Origin of the sequence: Burkholderia sp. CpTa8-5, assembly GCF_017815045.1 — a bacterium.
GTDB lineage: Bacteria > Pseudomonadota > Gammaproteobacteria > Burkholderiales > Burkholderiaceae > Burkholderia > Burkholderia sola.
This window is the reverse complement of record NZ_JAGIQD010000012.1, coordinates 78,510-99,132: the sequence shown is the minus strand read 5'-3', so window position 1 is coordinate 99,132 and position 20,623 is coordinate 78,510. Positions and strand designations below refer to the sequence as shown.

Genomic DNA, 20,623 nt, shown 5'->3' with positions numbered 1-20,623 from the left:
CATCCCCCGTTTCAGGTTCGGTGGATAATCGCCGTTTTGCCTGCCGCGATCCATGCCATGCCGAAGGACGTCACCGATTCGTTGCGCCCCCTTTTTCGCCCGCTGCGGCACTTCGCCGCGCTCGCCTGCGTGAGCGCCGCGCTGGCCGCGTGCTCGCCGTCGTACGACTGGCGCACGCTGCACAACGACGCCGGCTACACGATCGACCTGCCGGCGAAGCCGACCGTCGAGGAGCAGCCGGTCGCGCTCGGCGGCAAATCGATGCCGATGCGGATGCAGGCCGCGCACGTCGACGGCGCGGTATTCGCGGTCGGCACGCTGACGTTGCCGGACGATCGCGACGACACACGGCGCGCGGCGCTCGACTTCCTGCGCGCGGGACTGTCGCGCAACCTCGAAGGCACGCCGCAGACGGCGTCGGTGCCGGTGCCGCTCGCCGCCGGCGGCGCGGTGAACGGGCTCGAACTGCGCATCGCGGGCGCGGCCGCCGGCGGCGATCGCGCGCGCAAGACGATCGTCGCGCGGCTTGCCGCGCGCGGCCGGCACGCGTACCAGGCCGTCGTGATCGCCGACGGGCCGCTCGCGCAGGAGCAGCTCGACCAGTTTTTCGGCTCGTTCAAACTCGATTGACGGTGGCCGGCGAGGGCGCTCAGACACGCGGTGACAACTGAAAGTTCATTCGCAGCTTTCGACGCTAATCGCCGGATTTTGCGAGAGTTTTTCGACTATCCACAGCGCATGTGGATAACTTTGTTGAAAAGTCGCGCGTATTTCCCGCAAAGCCGCGCCGGACGGCCTTCCGGCTCGTTTGGTCGCCCGTTCGACGTTTGAGAAAAATCAATTAAAACAACAGGATACGAATTCGGTCCGGCAAAGGCCGCGGCGAGCCGCGATCCGGGGCCGGATGAGTGGAATTGTGTATAAGTCAAGTCTTGACAGCCTGATTTTGTCCTCCTCGCGCACTCACAGTGCCGTCAGCGCACGCCGGTAGCGGATCGCCTCGGCGATCTGCGCGGCCGTCGGCAGCGGGTCGCCGGCCAGGTCGGCGATCGTCCGCGCGACTTTCAGCACGCGGAAATACGCGCGCGCCGACCAGCCGAAGCGCTCGCCGGCCTCGCGCAGCAGCCGCTCGCCCTCGTCGGTCGGCCGGCACAGGTCGTCGGTTTCGCGGCCGCTCAGCATGTGATTCGTCTTGCCCTGCCGCTCGAGTTGCAGCGCCCGCGCCTGTGCGACGCGGGCGGCGACCGCCGCGCTCGGCTCGCCGGGCGCCGTCGCGCGGGTCGCGAGTTCGGCCGGCGACAGCGCGGGCAGGTCGATCTGGATGTCGATGCGGTCGAGCAGCGGCCCCGACAGCTTGCGCAGATAGCGCGCGGCCACGTCCGGCGAGCAGCGGCAGCGTCCGGACGGATCGCCGTGCCAGCCGCACGGGCACGGGTTCATCGCGGCGATCAGCTGGCACGCGGCAGGGAAGTCGGCCTGCTGCGCCGCGCGCGAGATCGTGATGCGGCCGGCTTCGAGCGGCTCACGCAGCATTTCCAGCACGTGCCGGTCGAATTCCGGCAGTTCGTCGAGAAACAGTACGCCGAGGTGCGCGAGCGTGATTTCGCCCGGCTGCGGCGGATTGCGGCCGCCGACCAGCGCGGCGGCGCTCGACGAGTGATGCGGCGAACGGAACGGCCGGCGGCGCCACTGCGCAGGCGAGAAGCCGAGCCGGCTCGCGGACAGCAGCGCGGCCGAGGTCAGCGCCTCGTCATCGGTCAGCGGCGGCAGCAGCCCGGCGAGGCGCGCGGCCAGCATCGACTTGCCGGCCCCGGGTGGGCCGACCATCAGCATGTGATGCCCGCCCGCGGCCGCGACTTCCAGCGCACGCCGCGCGCCGCGCTGGCCGACGACGTCCGCGAGGTCGGGCGCGGCGGGCGCCGGCAGGCCGTCGAGACAGGGCGTCGCGACCGGCGTGAGCCGTCCGTCCGGCGCATCGGCGAGGTGCGCGCACAGCGCGGGCAGGTCGCGCGCACCGAATACGGTCACGCCCGGCACGAGCGCGGCCTCGGCGGCGCTGTCGAGCGGCAGGTACAGCTCGGGCGGACGCGATGCCGCGACGGAATCGCGCGGTGCGCCGGCATTCAGGCCCGCGCCGCCGACGACGCCCGCGCCGCATGCGTCCGCCCGCCAGTCCCGCGCGGCGCCGCACGCCATCGCGAACGCGCCGCGCATCGGCCGCAGCGCGCCGGTCAGCGACAGCTCGCCCGCGAATTCGCGGCCGGCCAGCGCGTCGGCCGGGATCTGGCCGTTCGCGGCGAGGATGCCGAGCGCGATCGGCAGGTCGAAGCGGCCGGATTCCTTCGGCAGGTCGGCCGGCGCGAGATTGACGGTGATACGGCGCACCGGGAATTCGAATCCGCAGTTCTGCAGCGCGGCGCGTACGCGCTCGCGGCTTTCGCGGACTTCGAGATCGGGCAGCCCGACGATCGAGAACGACGGCAACCCGTTGGCGAGATGGACTTCGACGGTGACGTCCGGCGCGCGGCCGGAAGCGGGCGCGCGACTGCGCACCACGGCGAGCGACATGGCGAGGCTCCTGCATGACAGGCGGCGACGGCCGTTCGGGGCCGCATGCCGCGGGAATCGGAGAAATCGGTGCGCGCTTGCCGGCGTGGCGCGGGGAAAGAACGAGGTGTTGCGAACGACGAACAGCGATGGACTGCGAAGAGCGATGGACTACGAAGAGCGGAGGGTGCAGCGAAGAACGACGGACGACGAAGCGGGGCGGAACGGCTTCGGGTGGCGGGCGCAGGCCGCACGACGCGGCCCGCGCCCGGACCTTGCGGCCGGGTAGGGCGTCAGGCCTGCGGGGCGGCGAGCTTCTGCTCGAGTTCCGCGACGCGCTTTTCGAGTTCCTCGAGCCGTACGCGGGTGCGGGCGAGCACCTGTGCCTGGGTGTCGAATTCCTCGCGCGTGACGAGGTCGAGCTTCGAGAAGCCTTGCGACAGCATGGCCTTCACGTTGCGCTCGACGTCCTTGGCCGGCGAGTTTTTCAGCAAATCGCTGACGCGCGACTGCAGATCGTTGAAAACGTCGCTGGGTTGCTTCATGTGATTCCCCTTCCTTGCACAAAAAATGTGCATCTTCAGTTGCGTACGTGCCCATGATGCACGCATGACCGGAAATGGTGCGCGCGGGGCGCGAATTCCGGGCATGGCGCCCGCATGGGTGAATGGCCCGGCGATCCGGGACGTGCGTGCACTCTAGCAACGATCCTTTCGCCGCGCCAGCAAACCGGCCGATGTTGGCCATTCGGCCGGGCTTCGGCGCCTTACACCGCGGGATATGACCCCGCTCCGGAGCCCTTCGAGACGGTGTTCGGGCCAACATGGCATGCGAGTTGCTGAGAAGAGTCCGTTACAACATTCCAACTCTATTCGACGGGACAACCCAGCGAGAGGACTTCATGAAACTCATTACCGCAATCATCAAGCCGTTCAAGCTCGATGAGACGCGCGAGGCGCTGTCGGCGCTTGGCGTCTCCGGCATCACGGTGACGGAGGTGAAAGGGTTCGGGCGCCAGAAGGGGCATACCGAGCTGTACCGCGGCGCCGAATACGTGGTCGATTTCCTGCCGAAGATGAAGATCGAGGCGGCCGTGTCCGACGATCTCGTCGACCAGGCGGTGGAAGCGATCGAGCGGGCCGCGCGCACGGGCAAGATCGGCGACGGCAAGATCTTCGTCACGCCGATCGAACAAGTGATCCGGATTCGCACCGGGGAGACAGGCGCGGACGCGCTGTAACAGAACAGACAAGACAAGCGACAAGAGGAAACCCAAGATGCGCAAACTTCTGATGTCCCTGCTGATGGCCGGCTCGCTGATCGCGGCCGGCGTCGGTTCCGCGCTCGCGGACGACGCGGCGTCCGCCGCGGCTGGTTCCACCGCGGCTGCTTCGGCACCCGCCGCCACGGCTTCCGACGCATCGGCTGCCGCAGCCCCGGCCGCTTCGGCGCCGGCCGCCGACGCATCCGCCACCGCCGCTGCCGCACCGGCTTCGGGCGCGACCGACGCATCGGCTGCCGCCGCCGCGTCCGCGCCGGCCGCCCCGGCTGCGCCCACCGCCCCGTTCTCGGTCGATTCGTCGAAGATCAGCGCGGGCGACACCGCGTGGATGCTGACGTCCACCGCGCTCGTGCTGTTCATGACGATCCCCGGCCTCGCGCTGTTCTACGCGGGCATGGTCCGCAAGAAGAACGTGCTGGCAACCGTGATGCAGAGCTTCGCGATCACCGCGGTGATCACGGTGCTGTGGACGGTGGTCGGCTACAGCCTCGCGTTCACGCCGGGCAACGGCTTCATCGGCGGCCTGTCGCGCGTGTTCCTGCACGGCATGAACTACATCAAGGGCGACAAGGCGACCACGCTGACCGTCAGCCACCTCGCGTCGACGATTCCGGAATCGGTCTACTTCGTCTACCAGATGACGTTCGCGATCATCACGCCGGCGCTGATCTGCGGCGCGTTCGCCGACCGGATGAAGTTCTCGGCGATGCTCGTGTTCATGACGCTCTGGTCGCTGATCGTCTATGTGCCGATCGCGCACATGGTGTGGGAGCCGACCGGCTGGCTGTCGGCCGACGGCGTGCTCGACTTCGCGGGCGGCACGGTGGTGCACATCAACGCCGGTATCGCGGGCCTCGTGTCGTGCCTCGTGCTCGGCAAGCGCGTCGGCTACGGCCGCGAATCGATGGCGCCGCACAACCTGGTGCTGACGATGATCGGCGGCTCGATGCTGTGGGTCGGCTGGTTCGGCTTCAACGCGGGTTCCGCGGTCGCGGCCGACGGCCGTGCCGGCTTCGCGATGCTGACGACGCAAGTCGCCACCGCGTGCGCGGCGCTCGGCTGGATGTTCGCCGAGTGGATCGCCAAGGGCAAGCCGTCGGTGCTCGGCATCGTGTCGGGCGCGGTCGCGGGTCTCGTGGCGATCACGCCGGCAGCCGGCTTCGTCGGCGTACCGGGTGCGCTCGTGATCGGCATCGCGGCGGGCGTGATCTGCTTCTGGTCGGCGACGTGGCTCAAGTCGAAGCTCGGCTACGACGATTCGCTCGACGCGTTCGGCGTGCACGGCATCGGCGGGATTCTCGGCGCACTGCTGACCGGCGTATTCGCGGTCAAGGACATCGGCGGCTTCGACGGCAGCCTGCTGCTGCAGGCGAAGGGCGTGCTGATCACGCTGGTCTACAGCGGCGTGCTGAGCTTCGTGCTGCTGAAGCTGATCGACCTGACGATCGGCCTGCGCGTGACGGAAGAGGAAGAGCGCGAAGGTCTCGACGTGATCCTGCACGGCGAGCACGTGGAATAAGTCACACGAATCAATGGCGGGCCGCCGCGCAGACGGCGCCCGCCCCGAATGAGCGCAGCGACTTCGACCCGCCCACCCGGCGGGTTTTTTTTCTCCTGTCACCCACTGCCGTAGCGGATAACCCTTCACGCTATCGGGTCAATAGCCGAAAACTTCCTCGTAACCCTTGCGAAGCCGGGAACAATCCCCAAATGGGCAAGGCAATTGCTCTACAATCTTCATTCTCCCGCTCGCGAGTGATTCATGGTTCCCCACCTCGTTACCGCGTTGAACGGTCCGCTGCTCGAACTCGAGCAGAAGATCCTCGACGCGACGCCTGCGATCGAACGCTGGTTCAGGCTCGAATGGCAGGAACACACCCCGCCGTTCTATTGTTCGGTGGACCTGCGCAATGCCGGCTTCAAGCTGGCGCCCGTCGACGCGAACCTGTTTCCCGGCGCGTTCAACAATCTGCCGTCCGAAGTGCTGCCGCTCGCCGTGCAGGCCGCGATGGCCGCGATCGAGAAGATCTGCCCGGACGCGAAGAATCTGCTCGTGATTCCCGAGCTGCCGACCCGCAACGCGTTCTACCTGGAAAACGTCGCGCGGCTCGCGACGATCATGCGCCAGGCCGGCCTGCACGTGCGCTTCGGTTCGCTCGACCCCGGCATCACCGACATGACGCCGATCACGCTGGCCGACGGCCAGAAGATCGTGCTCGAACCGCTCGAGCGTTCGCAGCGCCGCCTCGGCCTGAAGAATTTCGATCCGTGCTCGATCCTGCTGAACAACGACCTGTCGGCCGGCATCCCGGCCGTGCTGGAAAACCTGCACGAGCAATATCTGCTGCCGCCGCTGCACGCGGGCTGGGCCGTGCGCCGCAAGTCGACGCACTTCGCGTGCTACGACGACGTCGCGAAGAAGTTCGCGAAGATGGTCGGCGTCGATCCGTGGATGGTGAATCCGTATTTTGCGCACGTGGAAGGCGTCGACTGGCAGGCGCATGAAGGCGAGCAGGCGCTCGCGGACGCGATCGACGGCGTGCTGAAGAAGATCGCGCGCAAGTATCGCGAATACGGGATCAGCGAGAAGCCGTACGTCGTCGTGAAGGCCGACGCGGGCACCGCGGGCCGCGGCGTGATGACCGTGCACGACGCGGCCGAGATCGGCCGCATGACGAAGGCCGAGCGCGCGCAGATGGCCGAATCGAAGGCCGGCCTCGCGGTGCGCGACGTGATCGTGCAGGAAGGCGTCTACACGTTCGAGCGCGTCGGCGACGAAGTGGCCGAGCCGGTCGTGTACATGATCGACCGCTACGTGGTCGGCGGCTTCTACCGCACGCACGGCGGCCGCGAGCGCGACCAGAACCTGAACGCGCCCGGCATGCATTACGTGCCGCTCGGCTTCGAGCACACCGCGCTGCCGGATGCAGGCGCCAAGCCGGGCGCCGCGCCGCCGAACCGTTTCTACATGTATGGCGTGGTCGCGCGGCTGTCGCTGATTGCGTCGTCGATCGAACTGGAAAAGACCGACCCCGAAGCCATCCAGGTGTAACGGACCTTCGCTACGTACAGGACCCGCATGGACATTCTTTTTATCGCCGACCCGCTCGAGCGTTTCAAGATCTACAAGGATTCGACCTACGCGATGATGGCGGAGGCCGCCCGGCGCGGGCATGCGGTGTACGCGTGCGAACCGCGCCATCTCGCGTGGACGGGCTCGGCGGTCGAGGCCGACGTGCGGCGCATCACGTTCGTCGGGGAACTGGACGACCTGCATCGCGACACCTGGTTCGAAGCCGGCGCGGTCGACGCGCGCCGTCTCGAATCGTTCGGCGCGGTGCTGATGCGCAAGGATCCGCCGTTCGACATGGAATACGTGACGTCGACGTGGCTGCTCGAGCTGGCCGAGCGCGCCGGCGCACGCGTGTTCAACAAGGCGCAGTCGATCCGCGATCATTCGGAGAAGCTCGCGATCGGCGAGTTTCCGCAGTTCGTCGCGCCGACGCTCGTCACGCGCGACGCGCAGCGTCTGCGCGCGTTCCACGCCGAGCACGGCGACGTGATCCTGAAGCCGCTCGACGGGATGGGCGGGATGGGCGTGTTCCGCGTGAAGCCGGACGGCATGAACCTCGGCTCGATCGTCGAGATGCTGAGCCACGACGGCACGCGCTCGGTGATGGCGCAGAAGTTCATTCCCGAGATCAAGGCCGGCGACAAGCGCATCCTGCTGATCGGCGGCGAGCCGGTGCCGTATTCGCTCGCGCGGATTCCGCAGGGCAGCGAGGTGCGCGGCAATCTGGCCGCGGGCGGGCTCGGCGTCGCGCAGCCGCTCACACCGCGCGATCGCGAGATCGCCGACACGCTGGGGCCGGTGCTCGCGTCGCGCGGGCTGCTGCTGGTCGGGCTCGACGCGATCGGCGACTGGCTGACCGAGGTGAACGTCACGAGCCCGACGTGCTTCCGCGAGATCATGGAACAGACGGGCTTCGACGTCGCCGCGATGTTCATCGACGCGCTGGAGCGTGCGGCCGCGTAGGCCGCCTCCCGCGCAACTCCGGCGGCGGCCGCGCAGGTCCCCCGTCGCCGGAGCAGCTTGACCGGCCTGCTACAATGCCCGCTTGCCCGGTGCCGTGATCGGCGCACCGAAGGCCCGGCGGTCGGGCCGACACTGTTGCAAGGCTGAACATGAAACGTTCCCCATACTCGCTACGCTCATTGCCCCGCCGCGGGGTATCGGCCCGCCAGGGGCGGCCGGGAGCGATCTGACATGGCCGGGATCCTGATCATCGCGCACGCGCCGCTCGCCACCGCGCTGCGGGACTGCATCGCGCACATCTACGGCGGCGTGCCCGCCCGCATCGGCTGCATCGACGTGATGGCCGACAGCGATCCGGCCCAGGTGATGGCGTTCGCGCACGCGGAACTTGCGCGGCTGCGCGAAGAGAACGGCGTGGTCGTGCTGACCGACATGTACGGCGCGACGCCCGCGAACATCGCGGGCCAGCTCGCGAAGCTCGACAACGTGCGCGTGCTGGCCGGCGTGAACCTGCCGATGCTCGTGCGGGCCGTCTGCTACCGCACCGTGCCGCTCGACAAGCTGGTCGACAAGGCGCTGTCCGGCGGCGCGAAGGGCGTCCACGAGGTGTCGTCCGGCACGCCGCCGCCGCCGAGCGAAACCGGCTGCGGCCAGTGCGCGCCGATTCCGCCCGAACCGCAGCCGCGCACCGAATCGCCCTGAGCCTCCGTCTCCGTTTTTCGTTTTAGACCGACCCGCCTGCGCGCGCCGCCGGCGGTCCCGACCGATCCGACCGAGAATCATGCTTCAACAAGAAACCACCATCGTCAATAAATTGGGGCTCCATGCGCGCGCATCGGCCAAGCTTACGCAACTGGCCGGCAACTTCCAGTCGGAAGTCTGGATGACACGCAACGGGCGCAAGATCAATGCGAAGAGCATCATGGGCGTGATGATGCTGGCGGCCGGCATCGGCAGCACCGTGACGATCGAGACCGAAGGTCCCGACGAGCGGGAAGCGATGGACGCGCTGCTGAAGCTGATCGCCGACAAGTTTGGCGAAGGCCAGTGATCGCGACGCGCGATCGTTGCCGTTTCCAGTCGGAATGCCGCGGATGTCGCGGCATTTTTTTCGTCGGAAGCATTGATGCGAAATGCGCAATGCTGCGCTGCATGCAGTCAACAGGGAGTCGCGGAATTTATAATCGCTAACCGGGGTCATAAGCGCATCGCAGCAGTGTGCCGCGGCTTTACTTGTACAGAGGAGGTGCGCGTGTCCTTCACGCTGCATGGCATTCCCGTCTCACGAGGTATCGCGATCGGGCGAGCGTACCTGATCGCGCCGGCGGCGCTCGACGTCGCCCATTACCTGATCGAGGTCAACCAGACCGACGCCGAGGTCGAGCGGTTCCGCACGGCGCTCGACGTCGTGCGTCGCGAGCTCGAAGCGCTGCGCGCCGACCTGACCGACGACACGCCGAGCGAAGTCGGCGCATTCATCGACGTCCACACGATGATCCTGAGCGACGAGATGCTCGTGCAGGAAACCATCGACCTGATCCGCACGCGCCGCTACAACGTCGAATGGGCGCTGACCGAGCAGCTCGAACTGCTCACGCGCCATTTCGACGACATCGAGGACGAATACCTGCGCGAGCGCAAGGCCGACATCGAGCAGGTGGTCGAGCGCGTGCTGAAGGCGCTCGCCGGCGCGCCGTCCGCGTCGCAGGCGCTCGATCGCGCGGCCCGCAACGGCACGAACGAGATGATCGTCGTCGCGCACGACATCGCGCCGGCCGACATGATGCAGTTCAAGACGCAGTCGTTCCAGGCGTTCGTCACCGATCTCGGCGGCCGCACGTCGCACACGGCGATCGTCGCGCGCAGCCTCGGCATTCCGGCCGCGGTCGGCGTCCAGCATGCGAGTTCGCTGATCCGCCAGGACGACCTGATCATCGTCGATGGCGACCAGGGCATCGTGATCGTCGATCCGGCGCCGATCGTCCTCGAGGAATACTCGTATCGCCAGTCCGAGAAGCTGCTCGAGCAACGCAAGCTGCAGCGCCTGAAGTTTTCGCCGACGCAAACCTTGTGCGGCACGAAGATCGACCTGTACGCGAACATCGAGTTGCCCGACGACGCGAAGGCGGCCGTCGAGGCCGGCGCGGTCGGCGTTGGTCTGTTTCGCTCCGAGTTCCTGTTCATGCATCAGAAGGCGATGCCGGAAGAGGAGGAGCAGTTCGCCGCATACAAGCGCGCCGTCGAGTGGATGAAGGGCATGCCGGTGACGATCCGCACGATCGACGTCGGCGCCGACAAACCGCTCGAGGCGCTCGACGAAGGCTACGAAACGGCGCCGAACCCGGCGCTCGGGCTGCGCGCGATCCGCTGGAGCCTGTCCGAGCCGCAGATGTTCCTCACGCAGTTGCGCGCGATCCTGCGCGCGTCCGCGTTCGGCCAGGTGAAGATCCTGATCCCGATGCTCGCGCATGCGCAGGAGATCGACCAGACGCTCGACCTGATCCGCGAGGCGAAACGCCAGCTCGACGACGCGGGGCTCGCATACGATCCGAACGTGCGCCTCGGCGCGATGATCGAGATTCCGGCCGCGGCGATCGCGCTGCCGCTGTTCCTGAAGCGCTTCGATTTCCTGTCGATCGGCACGAACGACCTGATCCAGTACACGCTTGCGATCGATCGCGCCGACAACGCGGTCGCGCACCTGTACGACCCGCTGCATCCGGCCGTGCTGCACCTGATCGCGTACACGTTGCGCGAGGCGAAGCGCGCGGGCGTGTCGGTGTCGGTGTGCGGGGAGATGGCGGGCGACCCGGCGCTCACGCGCCTGTTGCTCGGGATGGGGCTCACCGAGTTCTCGATGCACCCGAGCCAGTTGCTCGTCGTGAAGCAGGAGATCCTGCGCGCGCACCTGAAGGCGCTCGAGAAGCCGACGGCCGACGTGCTGGCTGCGTTCGAGCCGGAAGAAGTGCAGGCGGCGCTGCAGCGGCTGTCGGTCGCCGAGCCGCGCGCGGATGCGGCCGCGTAGGCGTTTTCGCCGCCGCTAACGGTAGAGAAGTGTCACGCATGCGCGCTCTGGCGCATGCCCGTCGCGCGTCAGTGCCGGCCCCCGCACACGGGGCAGTCGGCCTGGCGCGCGATCTTCATCGTCGTCCATTCCATTCGCAGCGAATCGAGCATCATCAGCCGCCCGCTGAGCGTCTTGCCGATGCCGCCGATCACGCGCAGCGCCTCGGCCGCCTGCATCGCGCCGATGATCCCGACGGTCGGCGCGAACACGCCCATCGTCGCGCACGCGACTTCCTCGAACGGCTGGTCTTCCGGGAACACGCACGCATAGCAGGGCGCGGCTGCGTCGCGGAAATCGAACGTGCTGATCTGGCCGTCGAAGCGCAGCGCGGCGCCCGACACGAGCGGCACGCCGTGCGCGACGCATGCGCGGTTGATCGCATGCCGCGTCGCGAAGTTGTCGGTGCAGTCGAGCACGACGCTCGCGTGCGGCACGTGCGCATCGAGCCACGCGTCGTCGACGCGCGCCGCGACCGCGTTCACCGTCACCTCGGGATTCAGCTGCGCGAGCGCGTCGCGCCCCGATTCGACCTTGCTGCGGCCGACCGACGCCGTCCCGTGCAGGATCTGCCGCTGCAGGTTCGTGAGGTCGACCGTATCGGCGTCGACGAGCGTGAGTGTGCCGACCCCCGACGCCGCGAGATACATCGCGGCCGGCGAGCCGAGGCCGCCCGCGCCGACGACGATCGCATGCGCATCGAGAAAGCGCTGCTGCGCGTCGATGCCGATTTCGTCGACGAGGATGTGGCGGGAATAGCGAAGGAGTTGATCGTCGTTCATGGGGAATCGTGAGCGAGGCGGGCGGACGTTCGTTATTTTAGGCGCGCATGAAAAACGGGCCATCGCGGTCTTCCCGCGATGGCCCGTTGGATGCCGCCCGGCGCTTACTGCGGCGCCGACGCGGGCTTCGGTGCGGAAGCCGGCTTCGCGGCGCTCGCGCCCGATGCCTTCGCCGCCGTGGCGGCCTTGGCGGCCGGGCCCTTCGTCGTGCTCTCGGCGAGCAGCGACTTCGACGCCTGGACCGGCTTGCCTTCGAGCTTGTTGAGCGCCTGCTGCATCATGAAGTCGTCGGCGCTGCCGAACTCGATCGGCTTGCGATCGCGATCCTTCTGGCGTTGCTCCGGCGTCTTCTTGTCGTTCTGCTCCTCGAGAATGCGCAGCTGATCCAGCCGGCGCTGCTCGCGCTCTTCCTGTTCCTTCTTCTCGTTCGGGTCCTGCGTGTTCGCGAGGTGGTTCGTGTAGTCGACCTCGCGCGTCACGAGCACGTCGTCCGGATCGCCGTCCGCGTACTGATCGACCGGCACGTCCGGCGTGATGCCCTTGTTCTGGATCGAACGGCCGCTCGGCGTGTAGTAGTACGCGGTGGTCAGGCGCAGCGCGGTGTCGGCCGTCATCGGGCGGACCGTCTGCACCGAACCCTTGCCGAACGTCGTCTTGCCCATGATCTGCGCGCGCTTCGAATCCTGCAGCGCACCGGCGACGATTTCCGACGCGGACGCCGAATACGCGTTCGTCAGCACGATCATCGGCACGGTCTTGAAGACCGGCGGCAGGTTCTTCAGCGGATCGCCGTCGAAGGACGGCAGGCGATAGTTGTCGTACGTATCGCGGTAGACCTGCTTCGAATCGGGGATCTGGCCGTTGGTCGACACGACGACCGAGTCGGGCGGCAGGAACGCGCCGGCCACGCCGACCGCGCTCTGCAGCAGGCCGCCGCCGTTGTTGCGCAGGTCGAGGATCAGGCCCTTCAGGTTCGGCTGCTGGCGCGCGATGTCCTGCAGCTTCTGCGCGAGATCGGGCGTCGTGCGCTCCTGGAAGCTCGTGATGCGGACGTACGCGTAGCCCGGATCGAGCATCTTCATCTTCACGCTCTGGACCTTGATGATCGCGCGCGTGACGGTGACCGGGAACGTGCGGTCGTCGCTCTTGCGGAAGATCGTCAGCGTGACCTTGGTGCCCGGCTCGCCGCGCATCTGCTTGACGGCCTTGTCGAGCGTCATGCCGCGCACCGGCTTGTCGTTGATGCGCGTGATCAGGTCGCCCGGACGGATGCCGGCGCGGAACGCGGGCGTATCCTCGATCGGCGAGATCACCTTGACGAGGCCGTCTTCCTGCGAGATCTCGATGCCGAGGCCCGCGAAGCGGCCCTTCGTCTGCTCCTGCAGTTCGTCATAGTCGGTCTTGTCGAGGAACGACGAGTGCGGGTCGAGGCTCGACACCATGCCCTTGATCGCGGCCGTCAGCAGCTTCTTGTCGTCGACCGGTTCGACGTACTCGCGCTTGATCTGCCCGAATACTTCCGCGAACAGGCGGAGCTGGTCGAGGGGAAGCGGCGCCGTGGCGGTCTGCTCGGCCGATGCGGAAACCTGCAGCGTGGCGAACACGCCCGTGGCGAGGCCCGCGGCAATCAGGCCGATGTTCTTCAAATTCATTCGCATAGAGAGTCTGGTGCGGTCGGGAAGCGCGTGGCGGTAGCGGGGATGTAGCGGACAAGTATAACTGTTCGTCCGATTACTCAGTGGAACGGCGCGAAAAGCGTCGAAAAGGCCGCTGAGGGCCCGGCCGGGGCGCCGCCGGGCGCGCTGCGGGGTTCGAAAGCGGATTCGACCGCGGCAGGGCCGGGAAGGTTCGCGCGGCGTGCGGGCCGAGGCCGGGCCCGGCGCCGCGCCGGGCGTCAGCCCGCCTTGCCCTGCTTCGCGACGGCGGCCTGCGCCTGCGCGATCGCGTCCGCGTCGCCGAGGTAGTAGTGCTTGATCGGCTTCAGGTTCTCGTCGAGTTCATACACGAGCGGTACGCCGTTCGGGATGTTCAGGCCGACGATGTCGCTGTCCGAGATGCCGTCGAGGTACTTGATCAGCGCGCGCAGCGAGTTGCCGTGCGCGGCGATCAGCACTTGCTTGCCGGCGCGCACCGCCGGCGCGATCGACTCGTTCCACAGCGGCAGCACGCGCGCGACCGTGTCCTTCAGGCATTCGGTGAGCGGCAGCTGCTCGCGCGGCACCTTCGCGTAGCGCGGATCGTTGAACGGCGCGCGCTCGTCGGTCGGCTCGAGCGCGGGCGGCGGCGTGTCGTAGCTGCGGCGCCACACGAGCACCTGCTCGTCGCCGAACTTCGCGGCCGTTTCCGCCTTGTTGAGGCCCGACAGCGCGCCGTAGTGGCGCTCGTTCAGGCGCCACGAATGGACGACCGGCAGGTACATCAGGTCCATCTTGTCCTGCACGTGCCACAGCGTGCGGATCGCGCGCTTGAGCACCGACGTGTACGCGATGTCGAACGTGTAGCCGGCCTCCTTGAGCAATTCGCCGGCCTGGTAGGCCTCGTTGCGACCCTGTTCGGTCAGGTCGACGTCGACCCAGCCGGTGAAGCGGTTTTCCTTGTTCCACGTCGATTCGCCGTGGCGGATGAGAACGAGTTTGTACATGGATCTTGCGGTCGGTAGTGAGAGGGAAGCGGGGCGCGTCGCGCGGCGCCCGGACCGGGCCCGCCATCGCGCAAGGCGGTTATTTTATAATGGTCGGATTGTCCTCATCCGATTTCTCTTTTTCCGGCGACATTCCGTGACGTTCTTTACCAATTACACGAACCTGGCCCTTATCGCGATCCTGCTGGTTTCCGGCGGCCTGCTGGCATGGCCGGCCCTGCGCCGTGGCCGCGGCGGCCTGTCGGCCGCGGAGGCGACGCAGCTCATCAATCGCCGCAACGCGGTCGTGATCGACCTGCGCACCGCGTCCGATTTCGCCGCCGGCCATCTGCCGTCGGCGCGTCAGGTCGCGGCGGGCGAGATCGGCGCGAAAATTGCGCAGGTCGCGAAGAACAAGAGCACCCCGGTGCTGCTCGTCTGCCAGAACGGCCAGCAGTCGCAGAAGGCGGCGCGCGAGGTCGAGGCGGCGGGTTACGCCGAGGTGCACGTGCTCGAGGGCGGCGTGGCCGCCTGGCAGCAGGCCGGGATGCCGGTCGTCAAACAAGGAGTGGCGAAGTGAACAAGGTTTTGATGTACAGCACGCAGGTGTGTCCGTATTGCATGCAGGCCGAGCGCCTGCTGAAGCTGCGCGGCGTCGAGCAGATCGAGAAGGTGCTGATCGATCGCGATCCGGCCCGCCGCGAGGAAATGATGACGCGCACGGGGCGCCGCACGGTGCCGCAGATCTATATCGGCGACACGCACGTCGGCGGTTACGACGATCTGTCGAAGCTCGACCGCGAAGGCGGCCTCGTGCCGCTTCTGCAAGCGGCCTGATTAGGGCAGAATGGCCGCCGGCCGCGCCGCGGCTTGGGCGCGCAGGATTCATCCGTGGCGGCCGGCGAACAGCCGGGCCGCCCCGTCACCACTTTTAGGGAAACACCATGTCCGACGTCGAAAACCAACCGTTCTTCAACATCCAGCGCGTCTACCTGAAGGATATGTCGCTCGAGCAGCCGAATTCGCCGGCGATCTTCCTCGAGCAGGACATGCCGTCGGTTGAAGTCGAAGTCGACGTCAAGGCCGACCGCCTCGCGGAAAGCGTGTTCGAAGTCGTCGTGTCGGGTACCGTCACCGCGAAGGTGAAGGACAAGGTCGCGTTCCTGATCGAAGCGAAGCAGGCGGGCATTTTCGACATCCGCAACATTCCGGACGAACAGCTCGATCCGCTCGTCGGCATCGCGTGCCCGACGATCCTGTTCCCGTACCTGCGCTCGAACATCGCCGACGCGATCACGCGCGCCGGCTTCCCGCCGATCCACCTCGCGGAAATCAACTTCCAGGCGCTGTACGAGCAGCGTCTCGCGCAGCTTCAGCAGCAGGCCGGCGCGGCAGGTGCACCGAACGGCGCGCCGAATGGCACGACGCTGAACTGACGTTTCGCTCGGACCGGTGCTGGGTATGAAAGTAGCCGTTCTCGGCGCCGGTGCCTGGGGCACCGCGCTCGCGGGCCATCTGGCCGCGCGGCACGATACGCTTCTGTGGGCGCGCGACGCCGCGCTCATCGCCGGGCTGCAGGCCCGGCACGAAAATTCCCGCTATCTCGACGGCATCGCGCTGCCCGACGCGCTGCGCTACGACGCCGATCTCGGCGCCGCGCTCGCGCATGGCGCCGCGGACGACGCGCTGTGCGTGATCGCCGCGCCGGTGGCCGGGCTGCGCACGCTGTGTCACGCGATGCGCGACGCGGGCTGCGTGCCCGCGCACGTCGTCTGGGTCTGCAAGGGCTTCGAGGCCGACACGCATCTGCTGCCGCATCAGGTGATCGCGGCCGAGCTGCCCGAACAGCAGAGCAACGGCGTGCTGTCGGGGCCGAGCTTCGCGCGCGAGGTCGGTCAGTCGCTGCCCGTCGCGTTGACGGTGGCGAGCGCGTCGGCCGAATGCCGCGAGCGCACGCTTGCCGCGTTCCATCACGGCGCGATGCGGATCTATACGGGCGACGACGTGGTCGGCGTCGAGGTCGGCGGCGCGGTGAAGAACGTGCTGGCGATCGCGACCGGCATTTCCGACGGCCTCGGCCTCGGGCTGAACGCGCGCGCCGCGCTGATCACGCGCGGCCTCGCGGAAATGTCGCGGCTCGGCGTGGCGCTCGGCGGCCGCGCGGAAACCTTCACGGGCCTCACGGGCCTCGGCGACCTGATCCTGACCGCGACGGGCGACCTGTCGCGCAACCGCACGGTGGGCCTGCAACTGGCGGCCGGCCGCACGCTGAACGACGTCCTCGGCGCGCTCGGCCACGTGGCCGAAGGCGTGCGCTGCGCGCAGGCCGTGCTGGCGCTCGCGCGCGCGCAGTCGATCGACATGCCGATCACGCAAGCCGTGTGCGGCGTGCTGTTCGACGGGATCGCGCCGCGCGACGCCGTCAGCGGCTTGCTGCGCCGCGACGCGCGCGCCGAGTAGCACGGGCCGCGATCGCCGGCACGATTGCGCCGGGCGCGCGGCGCCAAAGCGGACTACGCTTGAATCGTCTCCGGCGTTCCGCGAGGGTGTCATGCTGCAGATCCATTCCACCACGCTCGATGCGCAACGCGTCGACATCACGACGCTCGACGTCGACGCGATCGTCAACGCGGCGAACGGCTCGCTGCTCGGCGGGGGCGGCGTCGACGGCGCGATCCACCGCGCGGCCGGCCCCGGCCTGCTCGCCGAGTGCCGCACGCTCGGCGGCTGCGACACCGGCGACGCGAAGCTCACGCGCGGCCACGGGCTGCCGGCGCGCTACGTGATCCACGCGGTCGGGCCGGTCTGGTACGGCGGCGCGCGCGGCGAGGCCGATCTGCTCGCGTCGTGCTACCGGCGCGCGATCGAACTGGCCGAGGAAGTCGCCGCGACGTCGATCGCGTTTCCGGCGATCAGTTGCGGTATTTATCGCTATCCGGCCGGCGAGGCCGTCGACATTGCAGTCGGCACCGTCGCCGAAATGCTGCCGCAGGCGCCGAGCCTCGCACGCGTGATATTCGCGTGCTTTTCCCCCGACATTTACGACCTGTACTGCGCGCGGCTCGCGCGAACCTGACGCCTTCAGCGCCGCGGGGCGCGTCCGGCGCGCGTCAGGCGCCGCCCTCGAAGCCGGCCTGGCGCCACGCCTCGAACACGACCACCGCGACCGTGTTCGACAGGTTCAGGCTGCGGTTGTCCGGCCGCATCGGCAGGCGCACGCGCTGTTCGTTCGGGAAGCGTTCGAGCAGCTCGGCGGGCAGGCCGCGCGTTTCCGAGCCGAACACGAACCAGTCGCCGGGCAGGAACGCGTGATCGTGGAAGCGGCCCGAGCCGCGCGTCGTGAACGCAAACATCCGCGCGGGATCGGGCACTTCGGCGGCGACGAACGCGTCCCAGTCGCGGTGCACGCGCATCTGCGCATACTCGTGATAGTCGAGGCCGGCGCGACGCATCCGCGCGTCGTCGAGCGGAAAGCCGAGCGGCTCGATCAGGTGCAGGTGCGCGCCGGTGTTCGCGCACAGGCGGATCACGTTGCCGGTGTTCGGCGGAATTTCGGGGGCGACGAGGACGACGTTGAACATGTTTCGGTTTGGCTGGGCCGACGGGGCCGCGCGATGCGCGCGAGTTCCCGGCCGGCCGGTTCGTGACGGCCGCCTGCGGGCGGCCGGCCTCTCTATCTAATTAATCCCTGGCGGTGCGCAGCGCAACCAGATTCGTCACGCGCACGGCGCCCGCCGCCTTCAGCGCCTGCGCGGCCGCCGCGAGCGTCGCGCCGGACGTCATCACGTCGTCGACGAGCGCGACGTGGCGGCCGGCGACGCCGCTTGCCACCGCGAAAGCCGCCATCACGTTGTCGCGCCGTGCGTGCCGGTCGAGCCGCGACTGCGGCGCGGTGTCGGCGACGCGCGCGAGCAAGGCTGCGTCCGCCGGCACGCCGAGCCGGCGCGCGAGCGGACGCGCGATCGCCCACGCCTGGTTGTAGCCGCGCGCGACGAGTCGCCGGTGCGACAACGGCACCGGCGCGACGAGATCGAAGCCGCTCGCGCCGCGCGTATCGTCGACCAGCCGCGCCAGCCGGGCCGCGAATTCGCCGCCGAGCGCGAGCCGTGCGTGAAACTTCAGGCCGCGCGCGAGCTCGTCGAGCGGCGCGCGGTAATCGGCGAGCGCGAGCGTCGCGTCGAACGGCGGCGGCGCGGTGCGGCACGTTTCGCACCGGTACGCGGACGTGCTACCGACGCCGCTGCGACCGCCGCCGCGTGACCGCGCGTGCCCGACACCGAGCGGCACCGCGCAAACCTCGCAGCGCAGCCGCGCTTCATTCCAGTACGCGGCATCGCAGGCGCCGCAAATCACCACGTGTGACAAATTGCCGCACAATGCACAGCGATTCGGTAGCGTGACCGCGGCGACGCGCACGACCAGCGCGCGAACCTGCGACAAAACGACGCGCATCGTGCGCTCGGCGGAACCGCGGACCATCGCAACACTCCTGGCATGCCGCCTCAATGAAGCTTGCGAGGCGAGCGAGTATACTTCGGGCTCTTCGCCAGTGTGCCCGACATGTCCCCAGCTTCGACTTCAACCGGCCGTCCGGCCAATGACGCCAGGCGCCTGCGGCGGATCTTCGATCGCCGTGCCGCCACGTTCGACGCGGTTGCGTTCCTGCCGCGCGAGATCGCGCAGCGGATGAACGAGCGCCTCGAATACATCAAGGTGAGCCCCGCGGCCGTGCTGGACGCGGGCTGCGGCCCGGGCGACGACCTGCCGGCGCTGCGCGCGCGCTTTCCGGAAGCGCCGGTGTTCGGCGTGGACCTGTCCGGCGCGATGCTCGCGCGGGCCGGTCAGCGCGAGGTCGAGCAGACCACCTGGCGCCGCTGGCTGCCGGCGTCGCTCGGCCGGGCGCTGGGCCAGCGCGGCGCGCGCGTCGCGCAGGCCGACTTCGCCGCGCTGCCGTTTGCCGGCGGCGCGTTCGACCTGATCTGGTCGAATCTCGCGCTCCACTGGCATTCGCGTCCCGATACCGTCTTCCCCGAATGGCAGCGCGTGCTGCGCGTCAATGGGCTGCTGATGTTCAGCACGCTCGGCCCCGACACGCTGCGCGAGCTGCGCGCGGCCTGCGCGGACGCCGAAGCGGCGCTCGGCGTCGCGCCGCCCGCCGCGCGCGTGATCGATTTCGTCGACATGCACGACCTCGGCGACATGCTCGTCGAGAGCGGCTTCGAAATTCCCGTGATGGACCAGGAAGTGCTGACCGTCACCTACCAATCCCCCGATACGCTGCTCGCCGACGTGCGCCGCTGGGGCGCCTATCCGTTCGAGCGCACGGCGCCGCAGCATGCGACGCGGCGCTTTCGCACGGCGCTCGGCGATGCGCTCGACGCGCGCCGGCGCGAGGACGGCACGATCCCGCTCACGTTCGAGGTGATCTACGGCCACGCATGGAAGGCCGTGCCGCGCACGACCGCGGAAGGGCACGGGATCGTGCGCATCGAGGACATCGGCAAGGGGCGTCCGAAGAATCGGTAAAGCGGTAAAGAGGGGTTTTGTTATGTCCGAAATTAGCGGCGCAAAGCGGGGTCGAATTGGCGGCAAAAACGGCCGGAAAGCTTGTCGCGCTTGGCTTGGCGGGCGATAGGCGCTTGCTTGTGGATGCCATTGAACCCGCCTATAATGCGTCAGCTTGTCGTCCCGGGGTCCCCGCAATACGGGGCGACGAGTCCGATGCAGGCATGCATCGCATGCCATTCGCGTGAGGCGGCGATGGAAGCAGCGAGCGTTTTGGCGAAGACGGCGGACAGCGAACCGGTCCTCGAAGACTGGCTGATGAAACGCAACTGTTCGGTGTCGCCACGCCAGTTCGTGCTGTTTTATGCGTCGCTCGCGGGCTTCTCGCTGGCGATCGCGGCGTTGCTGATGTGGAGAGGGGCCTGGCTCGTCATGCCCTTCACCGGCATCGAGTTGCTGGCGGTGGGTGTCGCATTTGCGATCTATGCTCGCCATGCGGTCGATTACGAGCGCATCAGGCTGTTTCCGCACCGGCTCGTGATCGAGCGGATGGATGCGGAGCGGCTCACGCAGATCGAATTCAACCCGCGCTGGGTGCGGGTCGAGCCGGGTGCGACGCCACGCGATCCGATTCGACTGGTATCGCGCGGGCAGACCGTCGTGATCGGGCAGCATCTCGCGCAGTACAAGCGTGCGCAGTTCGCCGACGAACTGCGCGTGTCGCTCAGGCGCTGCGGCTGACGAGGCGCGGTCATCGGCCGGAACGGGCCGGCGGCTTGCGACGGGG

The 20,623-nt window shown here is 68.2% G+C and carries 22 protein-coding genes; 15 read left to right on the top strand and 7 right to left on the bottom strand.

The window, feature by feature from the left end:
- Positions 1 to 57 precede the first annotated feature (57 nt).
- Positions 58 to 630 (top strand): hypothetical protein, encoded by a 573-nt coding sequence (locus J8I35_RS19670; protein ID WP_124556159.1) that lies wholly within the window; start codon positions 58 to 60, stop codon positions 628 to 630.
- A 333-nt stretch (positions 631 to 963) separates the two neighbouring features.
- Here the strand turns inward: J8I35_RS19670 and J8I35_RS19665 are convergent, their stop codons facing one another.
- Positions 964 to 2,568, bottom strand: coding sequence for a YifB family Mg chelatase-like AAA ATPase (locus tag J8I35_RS19665; protein ID WP_209926640.1), 1,605 nt, complete (start codon positions 2,566 to 2,568; stop codon positions 964 to 966).
- A 272-nt stretch (positions 2,569 to 2,840) separates the two neighbouring features.
- Positions 2,841 to 3,092, bottom strand: a complete 252-nt coding sequence (locus J8I35_RS19660) for an accessory factor UbiK family protein (protein WP_006489451.1) — start codon at positions 3,090 to 3,092, stop codon at positions 2,841 to 2,843.
- A gap of 356 nt (positions 3,093 to 3,448) precedes the next feature.
- On the opposite strand from J8I35_RS19660, the gene J8I35_RS19655 reads away from it, so the two are divergent.
- The 7 genes from J8I35_RS19655 to ptsP all read left to right on the top strand — a co-directional run bounded on the left by J8I35_RS19655 (position 3,449) and on the right by ptsP (position 10,890).
- Positions 3,449 to 3,787 (top strand): P-II family nitrogen regulator, encoded by a 339-nt coding sequence (locus J8I35_RS19655; RefSeq protein WP_006398175.1) that lies wholly within the window; start codon positions 3,449 to 3,451, stop codon positions 3,785 to 3,787.
- Positions 3,788 to 3,824: 37 nt separating this feature from the next.
- Positions 3,825 to 5,348 (top strand): ammonium transporter, encoded by a 1,524-nt coding sequence (locus J8I35_RS19650; protein WP_050014755.1) that lies wholly within the window; start codon positions 3,825 to 3,827, stop codon positions 5,346 to 5,348.
- A 243-nt stretch (positions 5,349 to 5,591) separates the two neighbouring features.
- Positions 5,592 to 6,881, top strand: a complete 1,290-nt coding sequence (gshA, locus tag J8I35_RS19645; RefSeq protein ID WP_050014757.1) for a glutamate--cysteine ligase — start codon at positions 5,592 to 5,594, stop codon at positions 6,879 to 6,881.
- A 27-nt stretch (positions 6,882 to 6,908) separates the two neighbouring features.
- Positions 6,909 to 7,865 (top strand): glutathione synthase, encoded by a 957-nt coding sequence (gene gshB / locus J8I35_RS19640; RefSeq protein ID WP_124593426.1) that lies wholly within the window; start codon positions 6,909 to 6,911, stop codon positions 7,863 to 7,865.
- A gap of 231 nt (positions 7,866 to 8,096) precedes the next feature.
- Positions 8,097 to 8,567 (top strand): PTS fructose transporter subunit IIA, encoded by a 471-nt coding sequence (locus J8I35_RS19635; RefSeq protein ID WP_050014761.1) that lies wholly within the window; start codon positions 8,097 to 8,099, stop codon positions 8,565 to 8,567.
- Positions 8,568 to 8,646: 79 nt separating this feature from the next.
- Positions 8,647 to 8,916, top strand: coding sequence for an HPr family phosphocarrier protein (locus J8I35_RS19630; RefSeq protein ID WP_006477716.1), 270 nt, complete (start codon positions 8,647 to 8,649; stop codon positions 8,914 to 8,916).
- A 201-nt stretch (positions 8,917 to 9,117) separates the two neighbouring features.
- Positions 9,118 to 10,890 carry a phosphoenolpyruvate--protein phosphotransferase gene (gene ptsP, locus J8I35_RS19625; RefSeq protein WP_050014919.1) on the top strand — a complete coding sequence of 591 codons (1,773 nt, stop codon included), beginning with the start codon at positions 9,118 to 9,120 and terminating at the stop codon, positions 10,888 to 10,890.
- Between the two features lie 68 nt (positions 10,891 to 10,958).
- Here the strand turns inward: ptsP and moeB are convergent, their stop codons facing one another.
- The 3 genes from moeB to gpmA all read right to left on the bottom strand — a co-directional run bounded on the left by moeB (position 10,959) and on the right by gpmA (position 14,352).
- A complete protein-coding gene (gene moeB, locus J8I35_RS19620) occupies positions 10,959 to 11,711 on the bottom strand; it encodes a molybdopterin-synthase adenylyltransferase MoeB (protein WP_050014775.1) in 753 nt (250 codons plus the stop codon).
- A 104-nt stretch (positions 11,712 to 11,815) separates the two neighbouring features.
- On the bottom strand, positions 11,816 to 13,369 hold the full coding sequence (locus J8I35_RS19615) for a S41 family peptidase (RefSeq protein ID WP_050014777.1): 1,554 nt from the start codon (positions 13,367 to 13,369) through the stop codon (positions 11,816 to 11,818).
- A gap of 236 nt (positions 13,370 to 13,605) precedes the next feature.
- Positions 13,606 to 14,352, bottom strand: a complete 747-nt coding sequence (gene gpmA / locus J8I35_RS19610; protein ID WP_050014779.1) for a 2,3-diphosphoglycerate-dependent phosphoglycerate mutase — start codon at positions 14,350 to 14,352, stop codon at positions 13,606 to 13,608.
- 136 nt (positions 14,353 to 14,488) lie between these two features.
- Between gpmA and J8I35_RS19605 the strand changes: the two genes are divergently transcribed.
- The 5 genes from J8I35_RS19605 (at position 14,489) to J8I35_RS19585 (ending at position 17,407) form a co-directional block, all read left to right on the top strand.
- The gene (locus J8I35_RS19605; protein ID WP_050014781.1) at positions 14,489 to 14,911 is read left to right on the top strand and encodes a rhodanese-like domain-containing protein; all 423 of its coding nucleotides are present in this window, start codon (positions 14,489 to 14,491) and stop codon (positions 14,909 to 14,911) included.
- Positions 14,908 to 15,168 carry a glutaredoxin 3 gene (gene grxC / locus J8I35_RS19600; protein WP_006477722.1) on the top strand — a complete coding sequence of 87 codons (261 nt, stop codon included), beginning with the start codon at positions 14,908 to 14,910 and terminating at the stop codon, positions 15,166 to 15,168. Before J8I35_RS19605 ends, grxC begins: the two co-directional genes overlap by 4 nt.
- Positions 15,169 to 15,275: 107 nt before the next feature.
- Entirely contained in the window at positions 15,276 to 15,767 is a 492-nt protein-coding gene (gene secB, locus J8I35_RS19595; protein WP_006481561.1) for a protein-export chaperone SecB, read from the top strand.
- Positions 15,768 to 15,792: 25 nt separating this feature from the next.
- Entirely contained in the window at positions 15,793 to 16,791 is a 999-nt protein-coding gene (locus J8I35_RS19590) for an NAD(P)H-dependent glycerol-3-phosphate dehydrogenase (RefSeq protein WP_050014785.1), read from the top strand.
- A gap of 91 nt (positions 16,792 to 16,882) precedes the next feature.
- Complete coding sequence (locus J8I35_RS19585; RefSeq protein ID WP_050014787.1) at positions 16,883 to 17,407, top strand: O-acetyl-ADP-ribose deacetylase; 525 nt, start codon at positions 16,883 to 16,885, stop codon at positions 17,405 to 17,407.
- 34 nt (positions 17,408 to 17,441) lie between these two features.
- Here the strand turns inward: J8I35_RS19585 and trmL are convergent, their stop codons facing one another.
- Together trmL and J8I35_RS19575 are read right to left on the bottom strand one after the other, a co-directional pair.
- The gene (gene trmL, locus J8I35_RS19580; RefSeq protein ID WP_124556154.1) at positions 17,442 to 17,912 is read right to left on the bottom strand and encodes a tRNA (uridine(34)/cytosine(34)/5-carboxymethylaminomethyluridine(34)-2'-O)-methyltransferase TrmL; all 471 of its coding nucleotides are present in this window, start codon (positions 17,910 to 17,912) and stop codon (positions 17,442 to 17,444) included.
- Between the two features lie 100 nt (positions 17,913 to 18,012).
- Positions 18,013 to 18,810, bottom strand: coding sequence for a phosphoribosyltransferase family protein (locus J8I35_RS19575; protein ID WP_209926638.1), 798 nt, complete (start codon positions 18,808 to 18,810; stop codon positions 18,013 to 18,015).
- An 81-nt stretch (positions 18,811 to 18,891) separates the two neighbouring features.
- Here J8I35_RS19575 and J8I35_RS19570 point away from each other — a divergent pair, with 81 nt between their 5' ends.
- Complete coding sequence (locus tag J8I35_RS19570; protein ID WP_209926636.1) at positions 18,892 to 19,857, top strand: methyltransferase domain-containing protein; 966 nt, start codon at positions 18,892 to 18,894, stop codon at positions 19,855 to 19,857.
- Positions 19,858 to 20,052: 195 nt separating this feature from the next.
- Positions 20,053 to 20,577: a DUF2244 domain-containing protein gene (locus J8I35_RS19565; protein WP_050014795.1), complete on the top strand. Its 525-nt coding sequence runs from the start codon at positions 20,053 to 20,055 to the stop codon at positions 20,575 to 20,577.
- Positions 20,578 to 20,623 lie beyond the last annotated feature (46 nt).

What these genes read in the sequence shown, in the direction of transcription:
- J8I35_RS19670 (WP_124556159.1), top strand. Translation starts at nt 58, where the DNA reads ATGCCGAAGGACGTCACCGATTCGTTGCGCCCCCTTTTTCGCCCGCTG.
- J8I35_RS19665 (WP_209926640.1), bottom strand. Translation starts at nt 2,568, where the DNA reads ATGTCGCTCGCCGTGGTGCGCAGTCGCGCGCCCGCTTCCGGCCGCGCG.
- J8I35_RS19660 (WP_006489451.1), bottom strand. Translation starts at nt 3,092, where the DNA reads ATGAAGCAACCCAGCGACGTTTTCAACGATCTGCAGTCGCGCGTCAGC.
- J8I35_RS19655 (WP_006398175.1), top strand. Translation starts at nt 3,449, where the DNA reads ATGAAACTCATTACCGCAATCATCAAGCCGTTCAAGCTCGATGAGACG.
- J8I35_RS19650 (WP_050014755.1), top strand. Translation starts at nt 3,825, where the DNA reads ATGCGCAAACTTCTGATGTCCCTGCTGATGGCCGGCTCGCTGATCGCG.
- gshA (WP_050014757.1), top strand. Translation starts at nt 5,592, where the DNA reads ATGGTTCCCCACCTCGTTACCGCGTTGAACGGTCCGCTGCTCGAACTC.
- gshB (WP_124593426.1), top strand. Translation starts at nt 6,909, where the DNA reads ATGGACATTCTTTTTATCGCCGACCCGCTCGAGCGTTTCAAGATCTAC.
- J8I35_RS19635 (WP_050014761.1), top strand. Translation starts at nt 8,097, where the DNA reads ATGGCCGGGATCCTGATCATCGCGCACGCGCCGCTCGCCACCGCGCTG.
- J8I35_RS19630 (WP_006477716.1), top strand. Translation starts at nt 8,647, where the DNA reads ATGCTTCAACAAGAAACCACCATCGTCAATAAATTGGGGCTCCATGCG.
- moeB (WP_050014775.1), bottom strand. Translation starts at nt 11,711, where the DNA reads ATGAACGACGATCAACTCCTTCGCTATTCCCGCCACATCCTCGTCGAC.
- J8I35_RS19615 (WP_050014777.1), bottom strand. Translation starts at nt 13,369, where the DNA reads ATGCGAATGAATTTGAAGAACATCGGCCTGATTGCCGCGGGCCTCGCC.
- gpmA (WP_050014779.1), bottom strand. Translation starts at nt 14,352, where the DNA reads ATGTACAAACTCGTTCTCATCCGCCACGGCGAATCGACGTGGAACAAG.
- secB (WP_006481561.1), top strand. Translation starts at nt 15,276, where the DNA reads ATGTCCGACGTCGAAAACCAACCGTTCTTCAACATCCAGCGCGTCTAC.
- J8I35_RS19590 (WP_050014785.1), top strand. Translation starts at nt 15,793, where the DNA reads ATGAAAGTAGCCGTTCTCGGCGCCGGTGCCTGGGGCACCGCGCTCGCG.
- J8I35_RS19585 (WP_050014787.1), top strand. Translation starts at nt 16,883, where the DNA reads ATGCTGCAGATCCATTCCACCACGCTCGATGCGCAACGCGTCGACATC.
- trmL (WP_124556154.1), bottom strand. Translation starts at nt 17,912, where the DNA reads ATGTTCAACGTCGTCCTCGTCGCCCCCGAAATTCCGCCGAACACCGGC.
- J8I35_RS19575 (WP_209926638.1), bottom strand. Translation starts at nt 18,810, where the DNA reads ATGGTCCGCGGTTCCGCCGAGCGCACGATGCGCGTCGTTTTGTCGCAG.
- J8I35_RS19570 (WP_209926636.1), top strand. Translation starts at nt 18,892, where the DNA reads ATGTCCCCAGCTTCGACTTCAACCGGCCGTCCGGCCAATGACGCCAGG.
- J8I35_RS19565 (WP_050014795.1), top strand. Translation starts at nt 20,053, where the DNA reads ATGCAGGCATGCATCGCATGCCATTCGCGTGAGGCGGCGATGGAAGCA.